At 61.9% G+C, this 24,951-nt stretch carries 20 protein-coding genes; 12 read left to right on the top strand and 8 right to left on the bottom strand.

Annotation, left to right across the window (positions count from 1 at the left end):
• Positions 1 to 9 precede the first annotated feature (9 nt).
• A complete protein-coding gene (locus tag M0D69_RS36945; protein WP_301786770.1) occupies positions 10 to 927 on the top strand; it encodes a LysR family transcriptional regulator in 918 nt (305 codons plus the stop codon).
• A 417-nt stretch (positions 928 to 1,344) separates the two neighbouring features.
• Positions 1,345 to 2,727 (top strand): sigma-54 dependent transcriptional regulator, encoded by a 1,383-nt coding sequence (locus M0D69_RS36940; RefSeq protein WP_301786769.1) that lies wholly within the window; start codon positions 1,345 to 1,347, stop codon positions 2,725 to 2,727.
• Positions 2,728 to 3,046: 319 nt separating this feature from the next.
• On the opposite strand, the gene M0D69_RS36935 is transcribed toward M0D69_RS36940, so the two are convergent.
• The 6 genes from M0D69_RS36935 to M0D69_RS36910 form a co-directional block, all read right to left on the bottom strand.
• A complete protein-coding gene (locus M0D69_RS36935; protein WP_301786768.1) occupies positions 3,047 to 3,949 on the bottom strand; it encodes a DUF1932 domain-containing protein in 903 nt (300 codons plus the stop codon).
• Between the two features lie 51 nt (positions 3,950 to 4,000).
• Positions 4,001 to 5,299 (bottom strand): cation:dicarboxylase symporter family transporter, encoded by a 1,299-nt coding sequence (locus M0D69_RS36930; protein WP_301786767.1) that lies wholly within the window; start codon positions 5,297 to 5,299, stop codon positions 4,001 to 4,003.
• Between the two features lie 148 nt (positions 5,300 to 5,447).
• Positions 5,448 to 6,482: a porin gene (locus M0D69_RS36925; protein WP_301786766.1), complete on the bottom strand. Its 1,035-nt coding sequence runs from the start codon at positions 6,480 to 6,482 to the stop codon at positions 5,448 to 5,450.
• A gap of 167 nt (positions 6,483 to 6,649) precedes the next feature.
• Positions 6,650 to 8,002 carry a C4-dicarboxylate transporter DctA gene (gene dctA, locus M0D69_RS36920; RefSeq protein WP_301786765.1) on the bottom strand — a complete coding sequence of 451 codons (1,353 nt, stop codon included), beginning with the start codon at positions 8,000 to 8,002 and terminating at the stop codon, positions 6,650 to 6,652.
• A 93-nt stretch (positions 8,003 to 8,095) separates the two neighbouring features.
• Entirely contained in the window at positions 8,096 to 9,004 is a 909-nt protein-coding gene (locus tag M0D69_RS36915) for a hypothetical protein (protein ID WP_301786764.1), read from the bottom strand.
• 26 nt (positions 9,005 to 9,030) lie between these two features.
• On the bottom strand, positions 9,031 to 9,882 hold the full coding sequence (locus M0D69_RS36910; RefSeq protein ID WP_301786763.1) for an amidohydrolase: 852 nt from the start codon (positions 9,880 to 9,882) through the stop codon (positions 9,031 to 9,033).
• Positions 9,883 to 10,037: 155 nt separating this feature from the next.
• Here M0D69_RS36910 and M0D69_RS36905 point away from each other — a divergent pair, with 155 nt between their 5' ends.
• Positions 10,038 to 11,252, top strand: coding sequence for a LysR family transcriptional regulator (locus M0D69_RS36905; RefSeq protein ID WP_301786762.1), 1,215 nt, complete (start codon positions 10,038 to 10,040; stop codon positions 11,250 to 11,252).
• A gap of 33 nt (positions 11,253 to 11,285) precedes the next feature.
• On the opposite strand, the gene M0D69_RS36900 is transcribed toward M0D69_RS36905, so the two are convergent.
• Positions 11,286 to 12,527 carry a M20/M25/M40 family metallo-hydrolase gene (locus M0D69_RS36900; RefSeq protein ID WP_301786761.1) on the bottom strand — a complete coding sequence of 414 codons (1,242 nt, stop codon included), beginning with the start codon at positions 12,525 to 12,527 and terminating at the stop codon, positions 11,286 to 11,288.
• A gap of 49 nt (positions 12,528 to 12,576) precedes the next feature.
• Positions 12,577 to 15,510 carry an FAD-dependent oxidoreductase gene (locus M0D69_RS36895; RefSeq protein ID WP_301786760.1) on the bottom strand — a complete coding sequence of 978 codons (2,934 nt, stop codon included), beginning with the start codon at positions 15,508 to 15,510 and terminating at the stop codon, positions 12,577 to 12,579.
• Positions 15,511 to 15,666: 156 nt separating this feature from the next.
• Between M0D69_RS36895 and M0D69_RS36890 the strand changes: the two genes are divergently transcribed.
• From M0D69_RS36890 to M0D69_RS36850, 9 genes are all read left to right on the top strand, one after another.
• Positions 15,667 to 16,560 carry a dihydrodipicolinate synthase family protein gene (locus tag M0D69_RS36890; protein WP_301786759.1) on the top strand — a complete coding sequence of 298 codons (894 nt, stop codon included), beginning with the start codon at positions 15,667 to 15,669 and terminating at the stop codon, positions 16,558 to 16,560.
• A 49-nt stretch (positions 16,561 to 16,609) separates the two neighbouring features.
• The gene (locus M0D69_RS36885) at positions 16,610 to 17,452 is read left to right on the top strand and encodes an ABC transporter substrate-binding protein (protein WP_301786758.1); all 843 of its coding nucleotides are present in this window, start codon (positions 16,610 to 16,612) and stop codon (positions 17,450 to 17,452) included.
• A gap of 64 nt (positions 17,453 to 17,516) precedes the next feature.
• Positions 17,517 to 18,281 (top strand): amino acid ABC transporter permease, encoded by a 765-nt coding sequence (locus tag M0D69_RS36880; RefSeq protein ID WP_301786757.1) that lies wholly within the window; start codon positions 17,517 to 17,519, stop codon positions 18,279 to 18,281.
• Between the two features lie 23 nt (positions 18,282 to 18,304).
• On the top strand, positions 18,305 to 19,759 hold the full coding sequence (hydA, locus tag M0D69_RS36875; RefSeq protein WP_301786756.1) for a dihydropyrimidinase: 1,455 nt from the start codon (positions 18,305 to 18,307) through the stop codon (positions 19,757 to 19,759).
• Between the two features lie 35 nt (positions 19,760 to 19,794).
• A complete protein-coding gene (locus M0D69_RS36870; RefSeq protein WP_301786755.1) occupies positions 19,795 to 20,571 on the top strand; it encodes a GntR family transcriptional regulator in 777 nt (258 codons plus the stop codon).
• A gap of 172 nt (positions 20,572 to 20,743) precedes the next feature.
• Positions 20,744 to 21,895 (top strand): acyl-CoA dehydrogenase family protein, encoded by a 1,152-nt coding sequence (locus tag M0D69_RS36865; protein WP_301786754.1) that lies wholly within the window; start codon positions 20,744 to 20,746, stop codon positions 21,893 to 21,895.
• Positions 21,896 to 21,905: 10 nt separating this feature from the next.
• The gene (locus M0D69_RS36860; RefSeq protein ID WP_301786753.1) at positions 21,906 to 23,480 is read left to right on the top strand and encodes an acyl CoA:acetate/3-ketoacid CoA transferase; all 1,575 of its coding nucleotides are present in this window, start codon (positions 21,906 to 21,908) and stop codon (positions 23,478 to 23,480) included.
• Positions 23,477 to 23,944 (top strand): MaoC family dehydratase, encoded by a 468-nt coding sequence (locus M0D69_RS36855; RefSeq protein WP_301786752.1) that lies wholly within the window; start codon positions 23,477 to 23,479, stop codon positions 23,942 to 23,944. The genes M0D69_RS36860 and M0D69_RS36855 overlap by 4 nt, the downstream gene beginning before the upstream one ends.
• 46 nt (positions 23,945 to 23,990) lie before the next feature.
• On the top strand, positions 23,991 to 24,824 hold the full coding sequence (locus M0D69_RS36850) for an ABC transporter substrate-binding protein (RefSeq protein WP_301786751.1): 834 nt from the start codon (positions 23,991 to 23,993) through the stop codon (positions 24,822 to 24,824).
• Positions 24,825 to 24,951: the final 127 nt, after the last annotated feature.

Below are 24,951 nucleotides of genomic sequence, written 5' to 3'. Positions count from 1 at the left end.
GAGATTTCCATGCATGCCAGCGTTCTAAAATATTTCACTGAAGTTGCCAGGTGCGGTTCGATGCGCAAGGCGGCGCAACATTTGTTCGTTGCGCCGAGCGCTATCAACCGGCAGATACGAAACCTCGAAGACGAACTGGCGGTTGAACTGTTCGACCGGCTGCCGAGCGGGCTGAAGCTGACCGCGGCCGGCGAACGCCTGCTCAAGCATATCCGCGAAACATTGGATGGTTTCCATGCGATGCGTGCGGAGTTCGACGCAATGAAAGGAGAACGAACCGGTCATATTTCCGTTATCGCGATGGATTCGGCCCTGGAGAAACTGTTGCCGGCGGTTATCGACGATTTTGGCGAGTTGTTTCCCGCCGTGACCTACGCGATCCAGTATGCACCGTTGTCCAAGGTGGCGGATCGGGTGGCGTCGGGACAATTCGATATAGGCATCAGCTTTTGCCAGAAAGCGCCAGCCGGGACCCGGATCGCTGCCACCGCGAATTTCCCGAGCGGCGCTGTACTGTCGGCCGCTCATCCGCTGGCAAAGAAAGACCTGGTAACGTTCGAGGAATGTCGTGAATATCCCATTTTTCAAACGGGCGTCAACGATGAATTGCCGAGCCCGTTGTCCCTCGAATACTCCCGCCACTGGGAGGAAACGAAGGTCCATATGCAATCGAACTCCATAGGCCTGATCAAGTCCATGGTGGTTCGGGGACGTGGCATTGCTTTTTTCACAAAGCTGGGTTTTATCGACGAACTTGATCGGGGCGAGGTCGTTTGGCGACCCATTGCAGGGGTGTCGGACAACACGCCGCCTGTGGCAATCCTGGTTCCAAGCCCCAAGGAACTGTCGCCAATCGCCGAGGAGTATTTGAACTGTCTCATCCGTTTTTTCAAGCAATTCGAGGCATTGACGCAAAACGGTCATTAATTACTGAGCGTGCAGGGCAGGACCTGAGAGAAAAGGTGAAAAAAAAGGGCGTCGTGATGACGGGAGCGGGCACCGCTATCGTCGTTGCGACAGCTCTAATGTTTGGCAACGCGGGCATGTGCGTGATGACCGTCCGCGATTGCAGCAACTGGAAAGAGGTGGGCTAGTAGTCCCGCCGAGTCGTTTCAAGTAGACGTGTGCGTGACCGTCGAAGTTGACAGGCTGGTGCCGTAGGTGCGTACGGCCTTCAGCCAATTCGATGTACTAATCAACAACGCCGGTAGTTTTGTTCAAGCACTCGCCGGGCATCGATGCGAGTGACGATTGCATCGACGCAGTGTTTCGCCTCAACGCCCGGTGGGTTTGCCCCGCAGCGCTTGATGGCGGTGTTCGCCATAACTAACCGGTATGACTTTCATGGCTGATTCTTCCTTACTTCCAAGGCATTTGCTTTACGTAGGTGATCCTTTGACGCTCGAGCTTCGCTCGCTCCTGGACGCGCGCGGCTGGAAAGTCAAAGCCCTGGAACCGAATCGTGAACCGGAGAATTTTTCGTCGAAGCCCAGCGGTGGATTGGTCGATTTTTCGGCGCGAAGCGTGCTGGCCAATCTGCGTCTGGCTGAAACATGGTTATCGGTAAAGACAGTGGGATGGGTCGCGCTCTTGTCGCCTGCGCAACTCGAAAGTCCAACCATTCGACGTCTCGTCCGCGATTTCTGCTCCGACTATGTCACGCTTCCAGCGTCGAGTGAGCGCATCCTGAACTCACTAGGCCACGCTTACGGAATGGCGGCGCTGCATGACAGCGGCGCACGCGACGCCGACAATGGCAAAGGCGGTGGCGACGCAGAAGGTGAAATGATCGGCTCTTGTGACGCCATGCTTGCGCTCTTCCGTGCGATCCGTAAAGTGGCAATGACCGATGCGCCCGTTTTTATCTCAGGCGAATCGGGCACGGGCAAGGAACTGACTGCGACGGCCATTCACGCGCGTTCGACGCGGCGCGACCAGCCGTTTGTGGCGATCAACTGCGGGGCGATTCCCGCACATCTTTTGCAGTCCGAGTTATTCGGGTATGAACGCGGCGCCTTTACCGGTGCGAACCAGCGCAAGATCGGCCGCGTGGAAGCGGCAAATGGCGGCACGCTGTTCCTCGATGAGATTGGCGACTTGCCGCTGGAAAGTCAGGCAAGCCTGTTGCGCTTCCTGCAGGAACGAAAGGTTGAGAGGCTGGGCGGTCACGAGTCTACGCCGGTAGACGTGCGCATTGTCTCGGCGACCCACGTCGACATGCAGGCCGCGATGACTGCAGGCCGGTTTCGCGCGGACCTGTATCACCGTTTGTGCGTGCTGCGAATCGATGAACCACCGCTACGGGCACGTGGCAATGATATCGAATTGCTGGCCAGGAATTTTCTCGATCGTTTTGAAAAGGACGCAAGTCGGCGTCTGCGCGGTTTTGCTCCCGACGCCATCGCCGCGATTCAAAACTATACTTGGCCGGGCAACGTGCGCGAGTTGATCAACCGCGTGCGGCGGGCGATTGTGATGACCGAAGGAAAGCTGATCGGTGCGCGCGATCTGGAACTTGGCGAGTTTGCCGAATGCATCCCCCTGTCGCTTGCGCAGGCGCGCGAGGTGGGGGAGCGGCAGGCAATCGAGATGACATTGTTAAGGAATCGCGGGCGTGTGGGTGACGCTGCACGGGAACTTGGCGTGTCCCGCGTCACCTTGTACCGGATCTTGTCTGCCTACAGCATGCGAAATGCAGAGGCATCGCGAAGCTTCAGTCTGGAGTAGTGCAGGACGATCTCCTTGCGTTGCTATAACCGAGCTCACTCTGCTGGTGACATCGATCAACAGCTGGAATCGCTTCTCGATAGCGTTTCGCAAGATGCCGGCATAAAGCGCGGCTGGCACAGGCGCGGCTAAATCAAGTTGGGAACAGGTCAACTCGCTCTAACCCCTAAGATCCAACCTTCCACTTGAGCTACCGCGAGCTCCGTTTCTGAAAGACGAGGACGGAGCGCCGTTTCCAGACGTCCCTCTTGATTCTGCCAACCAAGGTTTCCCGGGACCCCGTTTCCTCTGCTACTTCAGTAGCGGTTCATCGAACGGCTCAGGCCGGCTTGAGCAGGCTTCTCCACTCGGAGAGGCTTCCCTCCGGATCGAGCGCGGCGACCAATGGCGCGGAGCGCGCGGCGAGGTCTTGTTGTACGTCAGCGACGGCAGTTGCGAGGGCCGTCGGTATTCCCAACTCGCCGAGCATCAACGCGGCTTCGCGCATTTCTTCGGAGCGTCGTTGTCCATGCTCGACCACCCGGCCGATCAGATACGCTTCGTAACCGTCATCCCAGCCCACACCGGGGAAACTCGCCGCGAGCGATGCAAGCACACGGCGGTCCACGCCGAACTGCTTTGCCGCCAGCATCGACTGGACGCACAGCGCTTCCATGCCTTTGATCATGATGCTTCGGCACAGTTTGATGGCTGAAGCCAGGCCGACTTCCTGCGCAACGGCTTCGGTGCGCATACCCAGGCTGTTCAGGATTTCCGCAGTCCGCGTAGCCTGGCGGCCGCCCAGCAGCATCGGCACGCGGACGCCTTGCGGCGGGACCGGCGCCATCACCGCCGCTTCCACGTAATCAGCGCCGTTGAGTTCGATCTGCTTGCAGCTCCGCTGTTTTACGGTTGGCGATACCGAATTGAGGTCGACAAAAGTCTGGCCGGTCGCGAGATGCTCCGCTGACGCGGCGGCGACTGCCTCAGCCTGGCTTGCGGTGACGGCGGAGAGGACGAGTTGAGCATCGCGCAACGCCGTCGCAAGGTCCTCGGCCGCGTGCGCGCCGCACTCGTGTGCTCGTTTTACCATCGGTGCTCGTGTCGCCGCATCCTGCAGCTTGATATCGTAGACCGATACGTCACGACCGCCGGCGGTCAACGCACGAGCGAAAATGGACCCGACTTCTCCGAAGCCAACTATCGCGATGCGCGCAATGTGCTGATTGCTGTTCTGATCCATACAGAGTTCTCTTCAAGTGACAGGCGGATATGCCGGCGATCGGGCAAGACCTCAAAGCCGATGTTCACTCGCCTGTACGGGAGCGGGTTCGGCGGGAGACGCGTGACGGTGATTCACGTAGGTGTCGAACTTTTGCTTGTCGAACATGTGTTCCCATTTCGAAAGCACGAGCACCGCAACCGAGTTGCCAATGACGTTGGTCGTTGAGGTTGCGATCGCGAGCACCCGGTCGATGCCGAACAGCAGGCCCACGCCCGACAGAGGCAGGGCGCGGGAAGACTGAAGGGTGGCTGCAAGTTTGACCAGCGCGCCACCGGCTGAACCGGCGCCGCCCTTCGACGTGAGCAGCATCACCGCAAGCAGGCCCAGTTGTTGCGACAGCGAAAGCGGGGTATCGGTGGCCTGCGCAATGAAACCGACGCCGCATGCCATATACAGACACGCGCCGTCGATGTTGAAGCTATACCCTGCCGGCAGCACAAAACCGACCACCACTTCATCGCAGCCGGCCTGTTCGAGTTTGGTGACGAGACGCGGAAAGGCGACTTCGCTGGCGGCCGTGCCCATCGCCAGAATCGCCTCTTCCTTGATCAGCGAAAGGATCGTCAGGATGGAGAAGCCTGCTGTCGCCGCGACAATGCCCAGCACCACGAAGACAAAAAACAGCGTGCTCGCGTAGTAGGTCAGGATGTAGCGCAGCAGGTAAAGCAACGTGACGCCACCATAGCTTCCCACGGCAGTTGCCATCGCGCCGAATGCGCCGATTGGGGAAAGCCGCATGATGAACCCCAGAATCTTGAAGACGATCGTCTGCGCTTCCTCAATCAGGCGAAAGACGACCCAGTCAGGTTTCGCGCAACTGCTCAACCCAAAGCCGACCAGCAGCGAAACGAACAGGACAGGCAGGATGTCGCCGGTCACGAAAGCCGAGACGAGCGTGCGAGGGATGATGGAGACCAGAAAGTGCGTGAACGAGAAGTCGCCGGTTCCGGCGGTGATGACTTCGGCCGCGGCGCCCGTCGAGCTCAGCGAGCCCGCATGCAGACCATCGCCGGGCCTGACGATATTCACGAACGCAAAGCCGACCAGCATCGCCAGCGTACTGACCACTTCAAAATAGAGCAGCGTTTTAAGACCGAGGCGCCCCAATTTTCTGAAGTCCTTGATGTGCCCGACGCCATGTACGACAGTGCAGAAAATGATGGGTCCGAGCACCATCTTCAGCAAGCCGATGAAGCTATCGCCAAGCGGTTTCATCATCACCGCCTGATGCGGCGCAAGTAGACCGAATGCAATCGCTACGGCAATGGCGATCAGTACCTGAACGTACATCTTGCGCAACAGGCTCACCGTCTCCCCCGTTCTGTTTTTTTCCGATACCGAAATTATGCGGGTGGCGCGGTCGTTTGCCTGCTGCCAAGTGTTGAAAGTCCCATCTGTTTTGTTTATCGATATTCATGCTTCCCGCGGCATGCCGCGGTCCTGGCCAGGACCGCGATCAAAACACATGATCGATACCCACCGTCACCGCCGTCTGTGAGTTTTTTCCAGTCGGATTAAGCGTCGACACCTGCGCGTTCTTATACTTCGTATAGTCCATTTCGCCGTAAAGAAGCGTGCGCTTCGATAGCGAGTACGCGAGCGAAATGATTGACAAACCGCGTCGCGATGCCTTGTCGTTCGATACCTGGGTCTGGTAATAGCCGCCGGTGAAGTTCCATGCCGGGCTGATCTGGTAGCTCAGTCCGCCGAACGCGTTATGCGTGACGGTATGCGTGACCGCTGCGTTCGCCTGATCTTCCGACATGAAACCGCCGGACACGTTGAGCGCCCCGAACTTGAAGCCGACGCCGGCCATGTAGTAGTCGTCGCCCTGATAGGTGTTTCCGACCAGTACACTGCGGTGCGATACGAGCCCGCCGATGCTGAACGGTCCGCTGGAATAGTTCACGCCGACACCATGCGATGCACCGCTGTTGAAGGCTCCCGCGACACCACCGAACGCATTCTCTACTTCGAGGCGCAACGGTCCGTACGAGCCTTTGTACTTCACGTCATTGTTGAATCGCGTGCCATCGGATGCCACCGTCAAAGGAATGAGCGGCGTGAAGTGAAAGTGAAACGGATCGTAAATGCCGACGATGTCATGGGCGATCGTGTACTGCCGCCCCATGTCGATCGAACCATATTTGCCGCCGACGCCGACAAAAGCCTGTCGGTTGAATTCGGTGCCGGTCGTGTTGTCGAACTGGCCGTTGCCGAGATTGAAACCGCTTTCGAGCAGGAAGTGCGCGTTCCAGCCGGCGCCGAGATCTTCCACGCCCTGGAAATCGAGTTTGTTCGAGCTGAAATAGCCATTCGAATTCATCGTCGCGACGGCGCCACCCGACGCGCTGGCATTGGTCTGATACCGGATCCCGCCATCGACGGTACCGGCCAGCGACACGCTCGACTGCGCGATTGCCGCTTCGCTCGCAGCACCCAATACGCCTGACACGCTCAATGTCAGCCAACCGAACCATCTATTTTTCACAGCTTGTCTCCAGTCAAAGTCATGGCCGGCCGGTCCGCGTTCGCGTTTCCGACTGGGTATTTTTTTATTTGGAATGCGAACTATATGAGAATGATTTTCTCATTCTATTCGTGAGCCTATGAGTCGGGTCTGCACGATTCCATCAACCAACGATGGAATCGCGCACCTCAATGTCCCGCGCCGTTCATCTGTTGTTTCAACGCGCCGACCGGTGCATCAGCTTCCTTGTAGCCGAGGTTCAGTTCGGAGCGAAGCGTGCCGTGGTCGAGTGCCTTTTCCCAGTTCGCGATGACGATGGTCGCGACGCTGTTGCCAACGATATTTGTGAATACGAAGGCAGATGACATGGCTCGATGAATGCCGAGAACCAGCGCGATCGATGCCACAGGAATCGAGTTCGTGGCCGCGAGCGTTGCCGCCAGCACGGCGATCGCCGCACCTGAAACGCCCGCCGCGCCCTTCGACGTCAACAGCAGCACCGCCAGCAATACGAGTTGAGCATGCCAGGTCATGGGCACATTGGTAGCCTGGGCAAGGAAGATCGCGGTGGCCGCAAAGTAGAGGCAGGTGCCGTCGTGATTGAACGTGTAGGCGGTCGGCAATACGAGCCCGACGACAGATTTCTCGCAACCGAGTCGTTCGAGCTTGTCGATCAACTGCGGGAAGACGGTTTCCGACGAGCTCGTGCCCAACACCAGCAATAGTTCAGCGCCGATATAGCGCATCAGCTTGAGCAGGCTGAAGCCGTTCACGCGAGCGATCGGCCACAGCACGACAATGAAAAAAAGCGCACAGGTCAGATAGAACTCGAGAATCAGCTTGCCGAGCGACAGCAACGTGCCGAAGCCGAACTTGCCGACCGTGAACGCGATCGCACCGAACGCCGCGATCGGTGCAACTTTCATCGTCAGGCCGATGATCCAGAACAGTGCCGACGAAATACTATCGATCACATTCAGCACCGGCGCGGCACGCTCGCCGATGGCAGCGAGTCCAAGCGCGAAAAGCACGGAGAAAAACAGCACCTGCAGGATGTCGCCGGTGGCAAAGGCACTGATGGCGGTTCGCGGAATCACATTGAGCAGGAACGCGCTGGTCGAAACGACGTGATGCGCCTGCGACACGTAGGTGTCCACCATGCCCGATGGGACATCCTGCATGTTGACGTTCATTCCCGCGCCGGGTTTCAGCACGTTGATGGTCACAAGACCAATCACGAGGGCAAGCGACGTCACGACTTCAAAGTAGAACAACGCCTTGATCGCGACACGGCCCACTTTCTTCAGGTCGTTTGCACCGGCAATGCCGCTGCAAACGGTACAAAAGATGATCGGGCCGATCAGCATCTGGATGACGCGGATGAACGCGTCGCCAAGCGGCTGCATGTCGACGCCCACGCCCGGATAGAAATACCCGAGCGCAACGCCAATGACCATGCCGGCCAGCACCTGGAACGACAGGTCCCGGTAGAACGGCCGGCGCCGGCCCGGATGAGGCGGGGCTTTACCAGGCAAGGTCATCTTGTCTCCTTCAGGAAAACGTGGCGGATCCGTTGTCCGCACATGGTTGAGTAGATGCTTCGGAGTACGGCGCACGCTATCGCACTGCTGTGCTTAAAGCGCATCGTCTCCCAGAACCTCGATGGAGTCGGCGAAGATTTCGTCGACGCTCAAGCTGCGCGGCAACAGTTTCTGGTGCGCGCAGAATTCCAGTATTTCCTCGAGCGGCGCACGCAAGGCAGTTACACCGAACGGCAGCTTATCCGGTTCGCCCGGTGTCGCGGCGACGGACGCCTTGCCGCGCCTGAGCAGTTCATACACCGCCCGCAGCGCTTGCGGATATTGCTCGACGACTTCGCGCTTCATCACGACTACGTGATTGACCGGTACGTATCGATGGATCTCGTACCAGGCAGCATCGGCCGCGGCGGGGTCGGGAATCAGCGTCTCGAGTCCGGGTTCGCCAGGCAGATCGTTGCCGAGAATCGCCGCATCGAGTTCACCGGCGCGCAGCATCGACAGCAGTTCCTGTCCGGGTGCCGCGCGGCGTGCGAACGGCGGATCGCAATACTCCTCCAGATGCGAGCCTTCGAACGTGACCCAGTCGATCGTTTCGACCGGCACGCCGTAGGTCTGCGCGAGGATTGCGCGCACCCACATGCCGGTGGTTTGCGAATAGGCGCGTACGCCGACTCTGGCGCGCGCGAGATTGTCGATGCTTAGCTTGCCGCGCTGCGCGTTATAGATAATGCAGCCCTGCTGAAAACGTGCGGCGACGACAGCCGGTAGCAGCACCACCGGCTTGTTGTAGGCCTTCGCCTGCAGATACGTGACGATAGCCAGCTCGCTGACGTCAAACGCCTGAGTCCTTGCCATAGGCGCGAACGCACGATGAATCGGCTCGACGTCGCTGAACACGAGTTCGAGCGAAGGATCGGCAATGGCGCCTGATTTCAGGCCGTTTGTGTGCGGATAGGTTTTCAATGCAGCCGACAGGCGCAAGCGTGACAGGTCCTGACTCATGTGCGAAGACTCCGCGGCATGGCGGCTCAACTTGCGAGCGCCGGGTAGATCGTACGCGCCGTACCGCCGAAGATCGCAGCAAGCGCCTCGGCTGGCAGCATCGACAGGCTGTCGCGTGCCTCGGCGAGCAATTCGGGCAGAGAGCCTTCCGCCGCCGGGAAGTTCGAGCCCCATGCGATCCGGGCCGCGCCGAACTCAGCCAGCACGCGCTGGAAAAAAGCGGCGGGTGTCGACGCGCCGCGTGACGCTTCGCGAATGGTCCGGTTGGTCAGCTTCAGGAAGACGCCCGGATGGGCAGCCAGGCTGAATAGCGGCGCAGCCTCCGCATACGGCGGCCCGCCGGCGAGGTCGGGACGCGCGAGGTGATCGAGCAGCACGCGGATGTCGGGGAAGCGGGCCAGCATGTTGAGCAGGGCGGGAATGCCCAGTGCGGTCATTTGAAGACAAACCGGAATTGCATGCCGCTGTGCGTATTCCCATGCAGGGAACGAACGCTCGTCGTCGAGCCAGCCGGCCTGTCCCGGCATCGTGGTGCCGGTCGTAAAAAGACGCAGCCCGCTCAGCCCGGCATCGAGCCAGCGCTGCATCTGCATGATCGGGTCGGCCGCGAGCACGTCGACGGAAAACACGCCACTGAAGCGGTCCGGGTGCGCCTGCACCGCATCGACCACATAACTATTGTCGTTGCCGTAGACCGTCGAAGCCTGTACTACGATCGCCCGGTCGATCTCTGCGGCGTCCATCGCCGCGAGCAATGCTTCAAAGCTGACCGGCCGCTTGACCGACCATTCCGACTGATGACCGCCGACCGGCGCAAGCGGATAACGCTTTGTATCCGCGGCAATTGCATGAGTGTGGGTATCGACCACAAAGGTCATGAGAAAACTCCTGTCAGGAAGACTCGCGCTTCGAATAGCCGTCACTTTAAGTGCGGCTCAGTCGGTTTGCTTAATATGAACTGCGTCCCGCGACATAAGTTTTTGTTAATCTCATGGTTTACGACGAGAATACGGACGCATGGAGAAAGCTTCAGATGAATGACGATTCGGCCCGCTTGCGGCGTTTGTTTCTTTTCGATGCGGTGTGCGACGCCGGCGGCATCGGGCAGGCCGCAGCGAGGGCGGGGCGCTCGCAGCCTGCGGTCAGTCTGGCGATCGGCAAGCTGGAGGCGAGCTTCGGTGTGACCCTGTTCGAACGCGGCTACGGCGGCAGCGAACTCACAACCGAAGGCGTAATCCTGTACCGGCGCGTGAAGCGGATGCTCAACCAGATCGAGCAAGCCGTGGCCGAATTGCTCGGCGGCGTCGAAACGCCGTCGCGCTCGGTCAGCCGCGTGTGCCGGCACCTGACGGATGCGCAAGTACGGTGTCATATCGCGATCGCGCATCGGGGCTCGGCGTCTGAAGCCGCACAGCAACTCGGCATTTCGCCGCCGGCGGTGCATCGCGCCGCGCGCGAACTCGAGCGCACGGTCGGCGTGACTTTGTACCGGCGGCGCGTGCATAGCGTGTCGGCGAACCCGGCCGGCATCGAACTCGCACGCCGTCTGAGCCTTGCGTTGTACGAAATCACGCAGGCTGGTGAAGAGCTCTCGTCCGCGCGCGGCCAGCTCACCGGGAGGGTCGCGATCGGCGTACTGCCGATGTTGCCGCCGCGCCTCGTGGCCCGCGCAACGCAGCGCTTGTTGCGCAGCCACCCGCACGCAACCGTGACGCTCCAGGAGGGCTCGCATGCCGCACTGCTGACAGATTTGCGCTTTGGCGCGATCGACGCGATTGTCGGTGCGTTGCGTGAGCCCCGTCTGTCGGGTGCGGTGATCGAAACCGGGTTGTTCGAGGACCCGTACGTCGTAGCGGTCCGCAAAGGGCACCGGCTGGCGGCTCAGTCTGTTATTTCCACCGCCGATCTTGCCGCGTTCGACTGGGTCGCGCCGCAACCCGGCATGCCGCGGCGCGTGGTGATCGACGCCATGCTGTCGAGGTTGCCGCGCCGTCCACGGCTTGTGGTGGAGACCAGTTCGCTCGCCATGATCATGGCGATGCTGATGGAAAGCGATTGCATCACCTTGTTGTCGAGATCGCAGATCCGGCAGGCCTATCCCGGCGACGAGCTCGTCGCATTGGACGTTGCCACATCCGGCGCGGGACGGACTGTCGGCTTGACGACGCGCCATGACTGGCTGGCCACAGAGGTGCAGGCGGCCTTTCTTGCGCAGCTGCGCGGGGAGTTGCTGCAGGAGGTGCTTTGAACGCGGACCTTACCCGACGGTCTCAGCAACGTGTTACCGTGCCGGCGCGAGCAATTCGATCAACGCATTCGCGACCACCTTGCTCGCGAGCGGCAGCGTGTCCAGCGGGACCCGTTCGTCTGCGCGATGCCCGTTGGCTTCGAGCAGCGAGCGCGGCCCGGCGCCGTACATGATCGTCGGTACGCCGGCTTCGACATAAAGACGCGCATCGGCGTAAAGCGGCACGCCGTTGGTCGGCACGACTTCTCCCATCACTGCGCTCGCCTCGCGGCAGAATATTTCTGCGAGCCGCTCTGCACCCGGAACAGGCATGAACGGGCGCGCGAGAAGTATCCGCGTGATCCCGGTGCGGATACCCGGCAAGGTCGCGGCGCTCGCTTCAATCAGCGCACGCAATTCCGCTTCGACCGCTTCCGGCTGCTCTTCCGGAATGATCCGGCGGTCCAGGCGGAACGTCACTTCGTCGGGCACGACGTTGGTATTGATCCCGCCGTCGATCAGCCCCACGACGAGTGTCGGCGTCTCGATGCCGGTCACATTCGAACGGCGCAGGGCGAGCGTTGCACGGTACGCGTAAAGGTCCGCGAGAATGTGCGTCGCGGCCTCGAGCGCATCGTGTCCGGTGTCGGGGCGTGCCGCGTGCGCGGACTTGCCGAGCACCTTCACTTCCAGATGCAGACAGCCGTTGTGCGCGATCGTCACATGATGCGAGAACGATGCACAGACCGCAAAATCGGGGCGCGTGATGCCCTCGGCGAGCAGCCAGCCAGGACCTGTCAGACCGCCCGTTTCCTCGTCGTAGGTGAAGTGCAATTCGACCGTTCCGGCGAGCGGCGCACCACAGTCCTTCAACGCGCGAAGCGCGTAGGCGTAGGTCGCGAAGTCCGACTTCGATACCGCCGCGCCGCGTCCGTACATCCAGCCGTCGCGCACCTCGGCGCCGTATGGGTCGGTGCTCCAGCCGCCGCCCGCGGGCACGACGTCGCCGTGGGCGTTGAGTGCCACCGTAGGCCCGGGGCCGAAGCGTTCGCGAACCACTATGTTGATCACGCTTTGCATGTCGTGGCGCGCAACCACGTCATCGGGCACGCGGTGGCGTTCCACGGTGAAGCCAAGCGCTTCCATTTCACGGGCGGCCAGTTCACCGTGCGGCGCGCAGTCGCCCGGCGGGTTGTCGGAGGGACAGCGTACGAGTGTGGCGAGCAAAGCCTGCTGAGCTTCGCGATGTGCATCGATCCAGACGGCGATGCGTGCTTTCAGGTCGGTATGAGTCATGGGCAGTCGAGTCGTTCAAGGTGAGTCGGGAAATGACGCTTCCAGGTGTTCAAGCCAAGGCGAAGCGGTCGATGAGAAACGGCGTGACATCGAATTCAGCCGGGCGCTCGAGGATAAGGTCGGCAACCAGTTGCGACACGATCGGCGCAAGCGTGTAGCCGTTCGATGTCACCGCGTTGTAGAAACCCGGCACGTGCTCGACCGGGCCGAGAATCGGCGCACCGTCGATGTCGATATTCATGCCAGCCCACGCGCGCACCATGTGCAGGCCTTTGAGCGCCGGCAGCACGTGGCTCGCCACCCACACGTTGCCTTCGATACTTTCGCGCATCGCGTGATTGATGCGGCGGGCAGGGTCGAAGGCGGCCGTCCAGCCGCCGCCAATCAGCAATCCGCCCGTCTCGGTTTGCTTGAGGCTCAGGTGACGATCGGCGTGTGCGATCAGGTGATTGACGAGCTTGGGGGCAGGTTCGGTCGCGATCATCTGCAGCGGTGCGCCCGCGACTGGCACATGCACACCGAGCATTGCGCCGATTTCCTTCGCCCACGCGCCGGCCGCGTTCACGACCGTGCGTGCGCGAATCCTGCCTCGCCCGGTATCGACGATGAAACCGTCCCGTTCGCGCGCAATCGCCGTGACGTTGGTCGCGCGCTGAAAGCGTGCACCCTGGGCAGTGGCGAGCCGCATCACGGCGTAGGTCGCCCGCAGCGGATTGATTTTCCCTTCCATTGGGCAGAATTCGGCGCCGAGCAGGGTGGGCGCCAGATTCGGCGATAGTGCGAGCAGCGCCCGCGTATCAAGCAGTTCGGCTTCGATGCCGAAGCTTCGTTCGAGTGCGATCTTGCGTTCGAGAAAGCGCATGCCGGCTTCGCTGTCGGCGACCATGAGCCCGCCGGTGAGGCGAATCTCCAGGTCTTCGCCGCTGGCGGCTTCGAGCATCTGCCACAGCCGCACGGAGGCGGGTCCGAGCACGAGCGTGCTGGCTGCGGGCATGCCGCCTGCACGTGCCTTGTTGCCGAAGTCGAACGACAGGAGCTGGACGTGCAGGCTTCCGGCATTCGCCCCCGATGCCTGAAGGTTGAGATCGTCGCGATCGACGACCAGCACCTTACGTCCGGCACGGCTCAGGAAATAGCTCAGGCACGCGCCCATCACGCCGCCGCCGATGACGAGCACATCAGTCTGCTGATCGGTCAGCTTAGGCTCGTTCACCGGCCGCGCGACGTTCGGCGTGACAGCCTTGCGATGCCCGCCCCATTCGGGCTTTTCGAACGCGAGCGCGGCGAGCGGCACGGGCCTGATCGGCACACGGGGCGCAAGGAAATGCATGACTTCGCGCTTACGGCCCGTCAGTTCCTCGACGAGCTTCGCGCAAGTGGCCGCGCAATTGCGTCCCTGGCAGCGCCCCATGCCGAGCCGCGTGTTGCGCTTGATCGACGCCAGTGTGTCGTAGCCGCTCGTGATCTGGTCGAGCAGTTCACCTTGCGTCACTTCTTCGCAGCGGCAAACCACGGTTTCTCGCGGCAAGCTTGCGATACGGATCGGCGGCGCCTCGAAGAGCGTCCACAGCGCTTGCTGGAAGCGGGTTGCGCGGGTGAGGGCGCGACGAGCGCTGTTGCGCGATGAGATCGAAGGCTCCGATAGCTCGGGCAGCCCAAGCGCGTCCGCTGCGGCGTGGCCTGCGAGCGTGCCGCGCGCGAGCGCCACCCGCGCGCCGCCAATGCGCGTGCCGTCGCCCGCCGCGAGGACGCCTGGGACGCTCGTGCGCCCATCCGCGTCGATGTCGGTCGTGAGGTAACCAACGTTGCGATCAACGAACGAGTGATCACAACCGAGCGCACGAGCTATGTCGGTGGCCGGCGCGAAACCATAGCCCACGCAGAGCGTGTCGCAGTCGAGCGTCGCCGTGCCGGTCTCGCGGACGTACGTGATGCGTTCGATGCGCGGGTCACCGTCGGCTGCGATCACGCGCGCATCCCAGAGCACCGGCACGCGCGCGGCGCGCAGTTTGGCGAGATACGCGAGCCCATCGGCGATCAGCCCGGGTGCCTCGCGCAATGCGCTGAGCACCGGGCGCCACTGAGCCAGGCCGGGGCGCGGTGCGCTATCGAGCACGGCCACGATGTTCGCCCCGCCTGCCAGCAACTCCACCGCGAGCTGCAGGTTCAGCGGCCCGTTGCCCGCGATGACGATCCGCTCGCCGGGCGCGACACGGTAGGCGCGCGCCAGGGTTTGCGCGCCGCCCGTCGTCATCACGCCCGGCAGCGTCCAGCCGGGAAAGGGCGCCGTGTATTCATAGGCGCCGGGCGTCAGCATCAGTTGCCGGGGCCGGTACAGCAACGCCTCGCCCGCGGCGATCACGCCGATCTCGCGGGGGCCGAACACGCCCCATACCAATGCGTCCGGTACGATCGCGACGCCCATCGAACGGACACGGCGAATCAATGCCGCGCCTTGCTCGAATTGCCGATCCGGCTGGCGTTCATAGCGATGGCTCGGCGCGATCTGCTTGAAGAACTGGCCGCCGGCCATCGAGCGGTCGTCGATCACTATCACCGAGGCGCCGCGCGCCCGGGCAGCGCATGCGGCGGCCAGTCCGGCGGGTCCTGCGCCGACGACCAGCAGGTCGATCGCGATCTCGCGCGGCGCGGCATCCACCGGTTCGCTTGCGAGCGGCGCTAGGCTGCACGCTCGTGCGCGTTCGCTGTCTTGCGCGAATACGGACATCCCGTCAGCCACCTTCGTCATGCACGCACGCTGGCCCTGCCGGCCGTCCACGCTGACCAGGCACTCGAAACAGCTCCCCATGCCGCAATAGAGACCGCGCCGGTTGCCTGCGCGGGTGTGGCGGTATATATCGCGGCCAGCGGCGGCGAGGGCTGCCGCGATCGTTTCGCCTTCGAGTGCACTCACGCGTTCGCCGTCGTAGTCGAACGAAACGGTCCTCTCGGCGGGGACGATCGCGGAGCTTTCCAGGCGCATGAACATCGTTCCTTGATCAGATTACAGGCCGGGTTGGAGGCCCTGCACAGTGTCCGGAAATTTGAAAACACTTGACGTATAAAATTTGTATACAAATGATATACGAACGATATGCATAAACAAAGCGTTCAAAAAACCGGACTTTAACCGAGCACGATGAAAACATTCCGAGGCACTTATACCGTCCTGATCACGCCGTTCACCGACGATGGCAAGCACGTCGATACCCGCGCGTTGCGGAAGCTTGTGGACTGGCAAATTGAGCAGGGCATTCATGGGCTGATTCCTCTGGGCAGTACGGGTGAATTCCTGTCGCTGAAGGATGCGGAGCGGATCGAAGTGGCGCAGACGGTCATTGCCGCAGCCGCGGGCCGTGTGCCGGTGCTGCTCGGCACCGGGATGGAGTGGACCGACGACGCCGTGGCGCGCTCGCGCGAGGCACAGGAACTCGGCGCCGACGGCGTGATGGTGATTCCTCCGTTCTACAGCACGCCAACCGAAGACGAACTGTTCGAACACTACCGGCGCATCGGAGAGTCGATCGATCTGCCGATCATGGTCTACAACAATCCGGCGACGGCCAACGTCGACCTCAAGCCTGAATTCGTCGCTCGCCTTTCGCATATCGACAACGTCAGCTACATCAAGGAATCGACGCTCGAAGTGACGCGCGTGCGGGACATCGTCGAACTGTGCGGCGATCGGATGACGGTCTTCGCGGGCATTCTGGGCTACGAGTCGATGTGCGTCGGCGCACAGGGGTGGGTCGCGGTGTGCTCGAACCTGATTCCGAAATGGTCCGCCGAGCTTTATGAGTACACCGCCGTGCAGCGCGATCTCGACGCAGGGCTCGCGTTGTACAAGAAGATCCTGCCGATCGTGCGCTGGGTCGGCGGTCATCGTTATGTTTCGGCAAGCAAGGCAGGCCTCGCGATGATGGGCCTGCCCACCGGTGAGCCGCGCGCGCCGCGTCTGCCATTGCCCGGCGCGGATCGCGAGGCCTTGCTCCGGGACCTTGCCGCACTCGATTTGCTTAACACGCTTTCCTGACTTCCCGACTTCTCGACTTCCCGACCTCAATCGCCTACCGGAGTACTCCATGTCCTTTCGTTCGATCTTTCGCCGTGCCCTGATCCCCGGCGCCGTCGCGTTGGCCGCGAGCTTCGCTGCCGGCGCAGCCAACGCTGGCTGCAGCGCAACGGTTCCCGCGGGCGCTCTCATCAAGCAAGGCACGCTGATCATGTCTACCAACCCGACCCTGCCGCCGCTTCAGTACGTCGACGGCTCGGGGCAGTTGAAGGGCATGCGCATTGAACTCGGCGAGGAAATCGCAAAGCGCCTGTGTCTCACGCCGGAATACGTGAAGATCGACTTTGACGCGATGGTGCCGGGGCTGCAGGGCGGCCGCTGGGATGTGATCAATACCGGCATCTTCGTGACCGACGCACGCACGAAGATCATGCAGATGATCCCCTACGAAAATCAGGCGATCAGCCTCTCGACGCCAATAGCCAACCCGCTGAAGGTCACGAAGACCGACGATCTCGCGGGCCACACGGTAGGCGTCGAACTGGGCGGCTTCGAGGAGGCGCAGGCACGCGCGATGATCAAGGACATGGAGGCGCGCGGTCTCAAGCCGTTCACGCTGCGGACCTTCGATACGTTCTCGATCGCCTATCAGGCGCTTGCCTCGGGACAACTCGATGCAGTTGTTTCCATCGATGCCGTGGCCGGCGAATACCAGAAGCGCGGCGGCTTTGCACGCGTCGTGTCGGGCCTGCATCCCACGCCGGTCGCGCTGGCCGCGAAGAGCCCGGAACTGGCCGGCGCAATTGCTAAGGTGCTTGACGAAATGCAAGCCGACGGCAGCTATCAGAAGCTCTTCGCGAAGTACGGCATGAAGCCGTTCGACGGGACGATCGCCATCGCGCAGCCGAAGTAAGGGCGGGTTCCGGGCGCGTGCCGGTGACGTGCCCGGGCCGTGAAAAGGCAATCAGGAGTGTGTGATGAATCAAGGATGGAACTGGGACGGGTTCGCCTCTTATCTGGTCAGCCCGTACTTGATCGGCGGCGCCTTCCAGACGATCTGGCTGACGCTTGCGGCAATCGCGGGTGGCCTTTTCCTGGGTACGCTGCTGACCTTGGCGCGCCTGTCCGGGGCCAAGTGGCTGTCGGCGCCGGCTGCGTTTTACGTCTGGGTCTTCCGGGGCACGCCGCTGCTCGTGCAACTGATTATTATCTACACCGGACTGCCGCAGGTAGGCGTGCGCTTGCCGGTGGTGGAGGCAGCGCTCGTTGGACTGATCCTGAACGAGGCGGCCTATCTGTCGGAGATCATCCGCGGTGGCATATCCTCGGTGCCGCGTGGGCAGACCAACGCGGCGAAGGCGCTCGGCCTCAATGCATACCAGACGATGCGCCAGATCGTGTTCCCGCAGGCCATGCGTCTGATTGTTCCATCGCTTGGCAACAGCGTGAACAGCTTGCTCAAGACTACCTCGATCACGTCCGTGATCTCAATGGAAGAGCTGTTGCGACGCACTCAGGAACTGATTCAGGAGCGCTTCATGGTGCTCGAACTGTTTGTTGTCGCCGCGCTTTATTACCTGTTGATCACAACCGTTTGGGACTTCTTCCAGCGCAGGATCGAAACGTACTACGGACGTGGATACGTAGCGCACGGCGCGGCGCCCGCCGGCTGGCGGGCGCGGTGGCTCAACCACCGGGCTGCGCGGCGGCGCGCCGGTTCGCCCGCCACGCAGCCGCATTGAACCTGTGAACCAGCGAGACACCCATGAATTCAAGTAATCGCGAGCAGCCCTTCGATACCGTCGTGCGCCATGCGTGCATCGCGACCGCAGCCGATCTCTTCACTGCGGACATTGGTATTCGCGACGGCGTAGTCGTTGCGCTCGGCAACGATCTCGCCGAGGGCCGCGAGACCATCGACGCGCGTGGACGATTCGTGACGCCCGGTGGCGTGGATGGACATGTCCATCTCGACCAGCCGACATCCGACGGCTCGAAGATGGCGGACGATTTCGAAACCGGCACCCGTTCGGCAGCCTGCGGCGGCACCACGACCGTGATCCCGTTCGCGCTGCAGTTCAAGGGCCGCAGTGTGCGAGCGGCGGTCGAGGACTATCACACGCGTGCGGCAGACAAGGCCGCCATCGATTACGCGTTTCACCTAATCGTGTCCGATCCCTCGCACGCAGTGGTGAGCGAAGAGTTGCCGAAGCTGATCGCCGAGGGCTACACATCGATCAAGGTCTACATGACCTACGACGACATGAAACTCGACGATCGCCAGATCATCGACGTGCTGGCGTGCGCCCGAATCCATGGCGCCATGACGATGATTCACGCGGAGAACAGCGATTGCATCGGCTGGCTGACCGAGCGTCTGCTTGCCGCGGGCCTGAGTGCGCCGAAATACCATGGCGCGTCGCGGCCGATGCTCGTCGAGCGCGAGGCGACACATCGGGCAATCGCATTGTCCGAACTCGCTGAAGTGCCGATCCTGATCGTGCACGTGTCCGGCCGGGAGGCAATCGAGCAGATTCACTGGGCACGCGGGCGAGGACTGCCGGTCTTCGCCGAGACGTGTCCGCAGTATCTGTTCTTGAGCGAAGAGGACCTGGCGCTCGACGGTTTCGCGGGCGCGAAGTGCATCTGCAGTCCGCCGCCGCGCGACAAGGCCAACCAGCAGGCCGTGTGGACCGGGCTGCAGAACGGGATGTTCACGATCGTGTCGTCGGATCACGCGCCGTTTAATTACGACGGCCCGGACGGCAAGATGCTGCACGGCCCCGGTAGCAGTTTTCACCAGGTGCCCAACGGTATTCCCGGCATCGAGACGCGCATGCCGCTGCTGTTCTCCGAGGGCGTGCTGGGCGGCCGGATCGACATCAATCGCTTCGTGCAACTCACTTCGACGAACGCGGCCAAGCTCTATGGCCTCTATCCGCGCAAGGGAACAATCGCGATCGGCAGCGATGCCGACCTCGTGATCTGGGACACCGGCGTCGCCCGCACGATCCGTAACGTCGACCTGCATCACGCCGCCGATTACACGCCCTACGAGGGCCGCGAAGTTCGCGCCTGGCCTTCGATAACCATGAGCCGGGGCGTAACGGTCTGGTCCGAGGGAGAGTTTCGCGGCCGCGCGGGGCACGGCCGATTCCTGCGGTGCGATCGGCCCGGCGTTGTAACATCGCAGTTCAAAATCGGGCCGGCCACCTTCTGATACGGTCCGAGTGAACATGGAACCCCTGCCTGACCATGACCAAGGTATCGAAGAACGTCACCGAAACTCGCGCGAAGAAAACGGTTGGAAAACCGAAGCAGCAAACCTCTGCCGCGGCGAGCCAGTACGAGGCGCCTGCCCTGGGCTCCGCTCTGGCTCCTGCTGACGAAGGATCGCCGGATACGCGCGTTGTAAGTCTCGGCGAACGCGCTTACCGGCGCCTGCGCGAAATGATCCTCGATCGTGAGCTCGAGGCGGGCGCGCTGCTCAATGAACATCGGGTTGCCGACCAACTCGACATGTCGCGCACGCCGGTTCGCGAGGCGCTGATCCGGTTGACCGGCGAGGGCTTGCTGGTGCGCGCCGACGCCCGCAGTTTCTCCGTCAGAACCGTGTCGGCGCGCGAGTTTTTCGAAAGCATGCGGGTGCGCGAGACACTCGAAGCGCAGGCCGTCGACCTCGGTATCCAGCGTTTGTCAGTCGCCTCGATCGAGGCGCTCGAGGTGCAGGTTCATGCGCTCGAAGTGGGCGTACATACGGAGGTCGAACATCGCGAATTCGACGACCTGCTGCACCGGACCATCGCGGAGGCTTCGGGCAACGCGGTGCTCGTGCAGATGATCGTCATGATGCGGCTTAACGCGCGCCTGTTTCGCGTGACGAGCCATTTGCACCGGCAGCAGGAAAATCATGTCGAGCATCTCGCGATTCTCGCGGCCCTTAAATCGCGCGACGTGGTCGAGGCGCGTAACGCGATGATCAATCACATTCGCGGACTGCAGGACGACGTCATCAAGGCGATAACCGGTTAACCGATGAGGGTTCTCCGGGCTTCTTCGTGTGCATGAATTCACACCCGGCCGCACCCTATAAGTCCCGCGAATACTAACCACCCCGATCCGGATAGACACCAATATTAGCTCGTCGATACTGTCCCGGAAGCCCGCCAGAACAATCCGGCGCGCATCCGGACCGACGAGACCCATGCATAATTTTTTCACGGAAGAACAGATTTCGCTGCGCGATACCGCCCGCCGGTTCGCCGAACGCGAAGTACTCAAACGCGCTGCGGCAATCGATCGCGAGGACCGGTTCGATCGCACGCTGTATCAGCGCATGGCCGAACTCGGCCTCTTCGGTATCAGCCTCGACGAAGCAGGCGGCGGCGCCGGACTCGACACGGTTGCTGTCTGTATCGTCATGGAAGAGCTTGCGCGGTGCTCTGGAAGCATTGGCAATGCCTTTGCCATTCCGGTGGAAGCCGCGCTCTTTCTCCATCAGCACGGCAGCGTTGCGCAACGCCGTCGCATCCCGGCCCTGCTCGACGGCAGCGCGATTGCGGCCACCGCCGTGTCGGAGCCGGAGCACGGCTCGGACGTCGCGAGCCTCACCACGTCTGCACGCCGTACCGAAGACGGTTACGTGCTCAACGGCACCAAGGCGTGGGTAACGCTTGGCGGCGTCGCCGACTGGATTTTCGTGTTCGCGCGCACGCCGTCGCCCGACGGCCGGGGCGATCGCCATGCGATCAGCTGTTTTATTGTCGATGCAACGCTCGACGGCGTCACGCGGGGGAAGTCCGAGGAACTACTGGGCATGCACGGCCTGGAAGACTGCCAGATCGCTTTCGATAACGTGAAGCTCGGACACGATGCGCTGGTCGGCGTGGAGCACCAGGCGTTCAAGATGGCCATGGCCAATTTCAATTTCAGCCGCCTCCTGATGTCGTCGATGGCGCTTGGGATCGCGCAGGCAGCCTTCGAGGATGCCGCCGCCTACGCCGCCACCCGCCGCCAGTTCGGCGCGCCGATCAGCTCGTTCCAGGCGATCCAGTTCATGCTCGCCGACATGTCGACAGATATCGCGGCGTCACGCCTGTTGATCCATCACGCCGCGCGCGTGCATGACGCAGGCCGCTCCATCGCGAAGGAAGCAGCGCACGCCAAGCTGTTCACCACGGACATGGCGATGCGCCATGTCTCGAATGCGCTGCAGATCCACGGCGGCAACGGCTATTCGCGCGAATACCGCATCGAGCGCCTGTTTCGCGACGTGCGTCTTGCGCAGATCTTCGAGGGTACGAATCAGATCCAGCGGCTGATCATCGCGCGCCAGATCGAGAAAGAACTGTCCTGAGGAGGCGGCCATGATCAAGTGCATCACGGCAAGTGAGGCGGCGGCGCTGATTCGCGATCGCGACATGCTGATGGTCGGAGGCAACGGTGGATCGGGTGTGCCCGAAGCCGTGCTGGAAGCAATTGAGAAACGCTTTCTTGCCGGTGCCGGCCCGCATGACCTGACACTCTTTCACGTGACAGGGGTAGGCGCCGTACATGAAAAAGGCCTTTGCCGGCTCGCCTATCCGGAGATGGTGCGCCGCGTGATCGGCGGCAACTACGGCATGCAGGTTCCGTTCATGAAGCTGATTCGAGGGAACAGGATCGAGGCATACAACTTCCCGCAGGGCGTCATGACGCAACTATGCCGCGCGATGGCGGGGCGTCAGCCCGGTCTCGTTACGCACGTGGGCTTGCGAACCTATGTCGATCCTCGCCAGGACGGCGGTCGCATGAACGAGCGCACGACCGAGCCGATGGTGGAGCTGTTGCACCTTGCCGGGCGCGAGTGCCTTTTCTATCATGCGCCCGGCGAGCCGAATGTAGCGATCATCCGCGGCACTTCAGCCGACGAGGACGGTTACGTCAGCATGGAGCACGAGGCGACTGCGCGGGAAGACCTCTCGATCGCGCAGGCGGTGCACAACGCAGACGGCATGGTGATTTGCCAGGTGAAGCGCATCGTGCAGCGCGGCAGCGTGAATCCGCACATGATCAAGATTCCCGGCTTCCTGATCGACTACCTGGTGGTCGAGCCGGATCAGATGCAGACCTATACCACGCAATACGATCCGGCTCGCAGCGGCGAGACGCGGCTGCCGAAATCGCGCATCGTGCCTGATCCGCTGACAGTGCGGCGCGTTATCGCGCGGCGGGCGGCGTTCGAGCTGCGGCTTGGCGATGTCGTCAACCTCGGTGTCGGCGTCTCCGCGATGATCCCCAACGTTGCGGCGGAGGAGGGTATCGAGGACCTGATGACGCTGACTGTGGAGTCTGGTGTGATCGGCGGCGTGCCGGGCCATACCCGTGAATTCGGCACGGCGGTGAATCCGCGCGCGATACTCGACCAGGCGTACCAGTTCGACTTCTACGACGGCGGCGGCCTCACCTGTGCGTTCCTCTCGTTCGCTCAGGTCGATGCACGGGGCAATGTCAACGTGACACGTTTTGGCGAGCGCTACGACGGCTCGGGTGGTTTCATCGACATCACGCAGAATTCGAAACGCCTTGTGTTCAGCGGCTCGCTGACAGGCGGCGCGCTCGACATCGACGTGCGTGACGGCGAACTCCGGATTCGCCGCGACGGCGCCTTCGACAAGTTCATGCCACAGGTGGAACAGGTGAGTTTTTCGGCCGACCTCGCCCGTGAGCGCGGACAGGAAGTGTCGTTCGTCACGGACCGGGCAGTCTTTCATCTCGAACGCGACGGCCTCGTGCTCACCGAAATCGCGCCCGGCGTGCGTCTCAAGGAAGACGTGCTCGACCGGGTTGGCTTCGCCGTGCGCGTGAGCGATTCGCTCGCATTGATGGACCCGCGCATCTTCCGCGAAGGCCCGATGAACCTGCGCGATACGCTAGTGTCGCGCAATGGAGCTACGTCATGAACATGACCGGCCTCTACTACGAAGACGTCGTACTCGATCAGGACATGGAGAGCGCGGCGCGCCCCATCACGCCGGCCGACATCAGGGTCTTCTGCGAGCTCACGGAAGATTTCCATCCGCTTCACACCGACGCGGCCTATGCGCAAAGCCGCGGTTTTCCCGGACTCATTGCGCATGGCCTCTACGGACTTGCGCTTATGGAAGGGCTCAAGACCTCGCTGAAGCTCTACGAGAACACATCTATCGCTTCGCTGGGCTGGGATCAGGTCAGGTTCCTCTTGCCGCTGCTCGCAGGCGATGTCGTGCATGTCGTGTTTCGCGTGACCGGCAAGCGACTGAGTTCGCGTGCCGGTCGTGGCGTGCTGACCGAGGACGTACGGCTTGTGAACCAGCGCGGCGAGATCGTGATCCAGGCGCAGCACGCGGCGCTCGTGCTCACCCGCAGTCCGGCGGCCAGTGACTGAAGTGTGCAGCGTTTCCCCTTACTTTCGACTTCAAAGGACTCGTCTCATGATCAAGCAGTTCATGTTGTGCGGCGCGGTATTGAGCGCCTTGCTGACCCAGCCCGTATTCGCCCAGACGTGCACTCCGGCGCTGTCCGCCTCGCATCTTGTCGCGGCTGGCAAGTTCCAGATGTCGATCAATCCGACCCTGCCGCCACAGCAATACGTGGACGACAAGGGGGAGCTTCAGGGGTTGAACGTCGAACTCGGCCGCGCGATTGCGCGCAAGCTGTGTCTTGAACCCGTCTTCGTGCGCATGGACATGCCGCCGATGATTCCCGGCTTGCGCACCGGCCAGTTCGACGCCATCAACACGGGCCTTTTCTGGACCGAGGAACGTTCGAAGATGTTGTACATGGTGCCGTACGCACAGCAGGCGCTGAGCGTGTACACGTTGCCAGACAGTCCGCTCAAGCCGACCAAATTCTCCGACCTGGCCGGTCATGTGGTCGGCGTCGAGATTGCGACTTACCAGGAGCGCAAGGCTCGCGAGTTCAATGAGCAGTTGAAGGCGCAGGGCATGCCGAGCATGGACTTCCGTACCTTCACGACGGTGACAGATACGTCGGCGGCGTTGCGCGCGCATCAACTGGAAGCGGGTATCAATATCGACGAGACGGCGACCTCGCTGGCCGATCGCGGCATTGTGAAGATCTGGTTGCATGGGCTGGACGGCACCGACATCACGTTTGCCTTTCGCGACAAGGTCTTAGCCGAGGCAGCCGCGCAGGCGTTGACCGAACTCAAGGCAGACGGTACCTATGACAAGCTCTTCACGAAGTTCCACATGACGCCGCTCAAGACGGCGGGTTTTGGAATTCGTGGCCCGGGGCCGCAGTAAGGGGACGGGCGGGGTTTTCGTTCGCACTCGGTCGGGGGGCACGGGGTTTTCGGGCGTAGTGGTCGAGGGTCAATGCCGGGTTGCTGCTGCTTAGGCCTGCGGTCGTTATATGTTGGATGTTTTCTTT

Source organism: Caballeronia sp. SEWSISQ10-4 2 (genome assembly GCF_030464885.1).
Taxonomy (GTDB): domain Bacteria; phylum Pseudomonadota; class Gammaproteobacteria; order Burkholderiales; family Burkholderiaceae; genus Caballeronia.
Note: the sequence above shows the minus strand (reverse complement) of the source record. Positions and strands in the feature narration are given on the sequence as shown.